Origin of the sequence: Coxiella-like endosymbiont (assembly GCF_002871095.1) — a bacterium.
GTDB lineage: Bacteria > Pseudomonadota > Gammaproteobacteria > Coxiellales > Coxiellaceae > Coxiella.
In genome coordinates this window covers 1-5,260 of record NZ_NSHJ01000139.1, presented here as the reverse complement: position 1 = coordinate 5,260, position 5,260 = coordinate 1, and the positions used below count along the sequence as shown (strand labels likewise).

Below are 5,260 nucleotides of genomic sequence, written 5' to 3'. Positions count from 1 at the left end.
ATATGTGTATAAGAGACATGTCTGAAAAACGTATCTAGTCTGAAACCAGACTTATAAACTTTGTTGGTAAATAAAAAGCTTCTCTTGTCTCAAGAGAGACTTTTATTTATAGCGATTTTTTTGCTAGTTTTCTTTGCGCCAGGAAGTGCCTTCCAGAGAATCTTCAAGGGTAATACCAAGATTAGCCAATTGGTCACGAATATCATCAGCAGTTTTCCAATCCTTATTTCGACGCGCCTTGTTGCGGGTCGAAATAAGTTCCTTAATTTTTTTAACTTTAGATTGTGCTAGAGTCTTAGTGCCTTGTAAAAATTGCTCAGGAGAATGATTCAATAACCCAAAAATCTTGCTTAAATATTTTAATTCGGTTACTAATTTTATAGCTTTTTCTATTTGGTCAGCATCTCGAAGTCGATTAATTTCTCGAATCATTGCAAATAAAATGGAAAAAGCAATTGGTGTATTAAAATCATCATCCATAACTTTGCAAAACCGTTCGGTATATTCAGAAGTTTCTATATCCTCTGTAATGGGCAAGTCTCGTATTGCCAAATAAAATCTTTCTAAAGCCCTATGACTATTACTTAAATTTTCTTTAGAATAACTTAAGGGACTTCGATAATGACCTGATAATAAAAAGTACCGTAATACTTCTGGATCGTTTGCTTTTAGAAATTCTCGAATTGAAATAATATTTTCTAGCGATTTTGACATTTTTTCTTTATTAATTTCCAAAAGTCCCGTGTGCATCCATAAATTTACAAACTTCTTCTCTTCAGCAGCTTCTGATTGGGCGATTTCATTTTCATGATGAGGAAATTTAAGATCTAATCCTCCTCCATGAATATCAAAAGGTTGCCCTAAAAGATTAATCGACATTGCAGAACATTCGATGTGCCAGCCAGGTCGACCTTCTCCCCAGGGTGATTGCCATTGGATCTCTCCGGGGTTAGCTCCTTTCCATAGCACAAAATCTAATGGATTGCGCTTACTCTTGTTACTTTCTACGCGCACTCCAACGTGAAGTTCATTAAGATTACGGTGTGACAATTTACCGTATGCTTTAAAGCTACGAACATCAAAGTAAACATCTCCATTTTCTCCAATATAGGCATGTTCTTTATCAATTAATTTTTCTATAAGTTTGATCATTTCTGGAATATATAATGTCGCTCGGGGTTCAATATCAGGCGGAGAAACACCCAAAGCTTTTTCATCTTCATGTAAAATTTGAATAAACCGTTCTGCTAAAGCTTCTGGGTTTTCTTTATTTTCTTGGGCTCGTTTAATTATTTTATCATCGAGATCTGTGATATTACGAACGAAAGTCACTTCATAACCACGCATGCGTAAATAGCGCACAACCATGTCGAAAGTAATTAATGAACGAGCATGACCTATATGACTATAGTCGTAAACGGTAAGGCCGCATACATAAAAATTTACTTTTCCTGCTTCAATTAGCTTAAGCGGTTCTTTTTTTTGGGTTAAACTATTAAAAATTTTCACTCTTAGCCTCATTTAATCGCTTATATATAATTTTGTCATCCATCAATAAAATTAAATTAGCAAGTGCGGGACCCTGTTCTACCCCTGTTAAAGCAACACGCAAAGGACGGTATAAGGCTTTTTCTTTGAGAGTTAAATGTTCTTTTATATAATTTATAATTGATTTCAAATCTTTATGAAATTTTTTAAATCCCTTTAAAGCCACTTTGAAATAATTAACTTCTGTTTGTTGTTGTAATTCTTTCGGAGTAAATGGTAAGCAAAAATTATCTTCAAAACAAACATCCACCCAATAATAAATATCTTGAGGAAACATTATATTAGGCTTTACGGTTTCTAAAAATAAATTGAGTTTATCATGAGGAATTTTTAATTTTAATTCTTCTCCTGTCCATTGCCAAAAGCGATCTCCTACCAAATTTTTTATAGCTTTTTTTTGCCAAAAATCTAATTGTTGAGCATTAAATTTAGCAGGCGATTTACTAAGAGATTTAATATTAAATCCTCTAGCTAAATCGATTAAAGATAAGAGTTTATTACTTTCATAATAATGGCACAAACGCGCTAAATAATTTGTTACTGCTTCCGGTAAATAACCCATTTCACGTAATTCTTTAATAGAACGACTACCGCCGCCGTCGTAACGTTTAGATAAGAGACTGCCGTCAGAACCTGTTATTAAAGCAATATGGCCATAAGTAGGAATAGCTAATCCTAAAGCCTGCAAAATTAACACTTGTCTAGGTGTATTTGTTAAATGATCTTCACCACGCAAGACATGAGTGACTTCCATTAAGGCATCATCAATAGCGTTGCAAAATATAAAAGACGAGGTGCCATTAGATCGGCGAATAATAAAATCTCCGATATCATTAGTTTGAAAACGTTGTTCACCTCGAACGAGGTCAGTAAAAGTAACAATTTCATCATGGGGTACCCGAAATCGTAAAGTAGGCTTTAATCCTTCAGTCAATTTCTTTTCTGTTTCTTTTGAAGACAAGGAACGGCATGTTCCAGCATAACGAGGTGGCTTAGTAGTCAATCTTTGAATTTTACGGGAGAGCTTTAATTGTTCTTCACTACAAAAACAGGGATAAAGATACCCTGCTTTTTCTAAACGTTGATAATAATCGTCATAAATAGCTTGCCGTTTAGACTGATAGTAGGGACCCTTTTTTCCTTTATCTTTGCTTGGGCCTTCTTGCCATTCTAATCCCATCCATAACAAGTCTTCTTCAAGGCTTTCTTCAAACAGCTTCTTTGAGCGCTCAACATCAGTGTCTTCAATCCGAAGCAAAAACACTCCTTCTTTATTTTCTGCAAATAAAAAGTTGAAGAGTGCCGTACGAGCATTCCCAAGGTGCACAAAGCCAGTAGGGCTAGGGCAAAAACGACTTTTAATCATTAGACTCTTCCTCAAAAACACATTATTATGACAATTTTTAATTGGCTTTCCAACATTGGTGGAATCAATGGTGCAATAAAAATATACTTATACGGAAATTTCATTAAGTAGGGTCTTTCCCCCCCCTACAGAATCTAAAGAAGATTTTTCTTCATAGGTAGATCCTATGATAAGCTGTCATTATTAAGAAGAGGCTGGAAGACCTTGGATACAATAGTAGTCACTAAATAATACAATCATGAAATCGTACACTTTATTTATTTCTGATCTTCATTTAAAAGAAGCAGCTTCAGATGTCGTAGCACTTTTTATTCAATTCATGAGACACCAAGCACCAAAGGCTGATGCACTCTATATTCTTGGTGATTTCTTTGAAGCTTGGATAGGGGATGATGACAAAACAAATTTTAACCAAAAAATTATTTTGACACTTCGTTCTCTTGTGAAAAATGGAACACCAATTTATTTTATGCGAGGAAATCGCGATTTCTTGATAGGAAAAAAATTTGCAAAAAATACAGGAGTGATTGTCCTAGAGGACCCTACAGTTATTTCCTTATACGGTAAATCTATTTTACTAACGCACGGCGATAGTCTTTGCACTTTAGATCATAAACACCAAGCTTATCGACGAAAAATCGCTAATCGATGGATACAAAAATTAATGCTATCAGTCCCTTTAACACTTCGTCGTATACTAGCCAAAAAATTACGTCAAAACAGTCTCAATCGTAATCGCTATTTATCTAATCAAATTACCGACGTGACATTAGAGGAAGTCCTGCGTGTTATGCATCAAAAGAACGTGGAATTATTAATTCACGGACACACTCATCGTCCAGCTATTCATAATTTCTTAATAAATCAAAAGCCTGCTAAACGAATTGTACTAAGGGCTTGGAATAAAAATGGAAGTGCTCTTCATTATTTTTCTGATGGGGTATTAGAAGTATCTTCTTTTAAATTAAATGAAAAATAAAAATGACAATTAATTAACTCCTTAATGACATACTAATCCAATGAGTCCCATAATCAACAAATTCACTATGTTGCAGAAATGATCAATGTTTTTATTTCTTTAACAGCCTCAGCTAAACCAATTAAAATAGCACGCGAAATAATACTATGACCAATATTTATTTCATTAACTACTGGAATAGCTGCAATAGATTGGACATTATGGATTGTTAATCCATGACCAGCATTTACCATGAAACCTAAAGTATGAGCATAATGAGCTGCAGAAGTAATGCGTTCTAATTCCTGTTTTTGATTATAATCAGTCTTAGCATCTGCATAATGACCCGTGTGTATTTCAATGATAGAAGCTCCACAAACTTTTGCAGCATCGATTTGTTTTTTAACAGGATCAAGAAATAAAGAAACTTCAATACCTACATTGGCAAGACGAGAACAGGCTTCTTGTATACTTTTTTTCTGGGCAGCAACTTCTAAACCACCTTCTGTCGTTAATTCCTCTCGTTTTTCGGGAACTATACAGCAACGCTTAGGTTTCACTTCTTCAACAAATCGTATAATATTTTCATCTGCTGCCATTTCTAAATTCAACGGCACTATTAATTTTTTTTTCAAATTATACACATCATCATCTTGAATATGACGTCGATCTTCCCGTAAATGTAGAGTAATAATATCCGCACCTGCTTCAACTGCAATTAAAGCTGCTTCAACCGGATCTGGGTAGTGAGTTTTACGCACTTGACGCAATGTGGCCACATGATCAATATTTACACCTAAACGAACCATAGTATGTCTTATCGTCATAATTCCCAAAGTTTTAAAAGAAGTTTTTCTAAGTAATCTTTTTATCGCTAATTGAGATTAGGCATTTTATTTTATTAAGTAGTTTCATATTGAAGAATACTTCTTCTTGTAAAGCAAGTAAACTATTTCCTGAAAATACATTTTATTTTCTACTCTTTTTACAGACTAAAAATCCTTGATCAGGAATATATTGATAAAATTGATTTTCTTTAAAAGATATATTTATTTTAATATTATATTCTTAACCGTCATAAATATCCCAGTTCCTTTAACAAGCATTTCTCAAAACTTCGTAAAAAATTTTATGTAACCCTTAGATAATTAATTCAATGCATTTTGGTAATGAAAAAATAAATAATAATCTAAATCTTTCGAGGATATGTAAACAGAATATTAATTCATTTATATAAAAACTGTATAATAAAGATTTACTTTTAAAAGATAAAGCATTTCATTGAATGTCGCATCACCCAAAAATTTTAAATATTCTCGTCCCGACGAGTATCAAACAAGCAGAGAGAAAAATAATGCTAATCTAGTTTTATAGGGTATAGGGTGATT

At 33.5% G+C, this 5,260-nt stretch carries 4 protein-coding genes; 1 reads left to right on the top strand and 3 read right to left on the bottom strand.

What is annotated here, in order from left to right; translation table 11 throughout:
- Positions 1-123 precede the first annotated feature (123 nt).
- The gene (gene cysS / locus CLERM_RS03265) at positions 124-1,521 is read right to left on the bottom strand and encodes a cysteine--tRNA ligase (RefSeq protein WP_102157163.1); all 1,398 of its coding nucleotides are present in this window, start codon (positions 1,519-1,521) and stop codon (positions 124-126) included.
- Positions 1,496-2,914: a glutamate--tRNA ligase gene (gene gltX, locus CLERM_RS03260; RefSeq protein ID WP_102157162.1), complete on the bottom strand. Its 1,419-nt coding sequence runs from the start codon at positions 2,912-2,914 to the stop codon at positions 1,496-1,498. The genes cysS and gltX overlap by 26 nt, the downstream gene beginning before the upstream one ends.
- Before the next feature lie 238 nt (positions 2,915-3,152).
- On the opposite strand from gltX, the gene CLERM_RS03255 reads away from it, so the two are divergent.
- On the top strand, positions 3,153-3,893 hold the full coding sequence (locus tag CLERM_RS03255; protein WP_102157161.1) for a UDP-2,3-diacylglucosamine diphosphatase: 741 nt from the start codon (positions 3,153-3,155) through the stop codon (positions 3,891-3,893).
- A gap of 65 nt (positions 3,894-3,958) precedes the next feature.
- Here CLERM_RS03255 and pdxJ read toward each other — a convergent pair whose 3' ends face one another.
- The gene (pdxJ, locus tag CLERM_RS03250; RefSeq protein WP_102157160.1) at positions 3,959-4,681 is read right to left on the bottom strand and encodes a pyridoxine 5'-phosphate synthase; all 723 of its coding nucleotides are present in this window, start codon (positions 4,679-4,681) and stop codon (positions 3,959-3,961) included.
- Between the last annotated feature and the right edge of the window lie 579 nt (positions 4,682-5,260).

Excerpts from the sequence above, each read along its gene's own strand:
- cysS (WP_102157163.1), bottom strand. The coding sequence starts at position 1,521 with ATGAGGCTAAGAGTGAAAATTTTTAATAGTTTAACCCAAAAAAAAGAA.
- gltX (WP_102157162.1), bottom strand. The coding sequence starts at position 2,914 with ATGATTAAAAGTCGTTTTTGCCCTAGCCCTACTGGCTTTGTGCACCTT.
- CLERM_RS03255 (WP_102157161.1), top strand. The coding sequence starts at position 3,153 with ATGAAATCGTACACTTTATTTATTTCTGATCTTCATTTAAAAGAAGCA.
- pdxJ (WP_102157160.1), bottom strand. The coding sequence starts at position 4,681 with ATGGTTCGTTTAGGTGTAAATATTGATCATGTGGCCACATTGCGTCAA.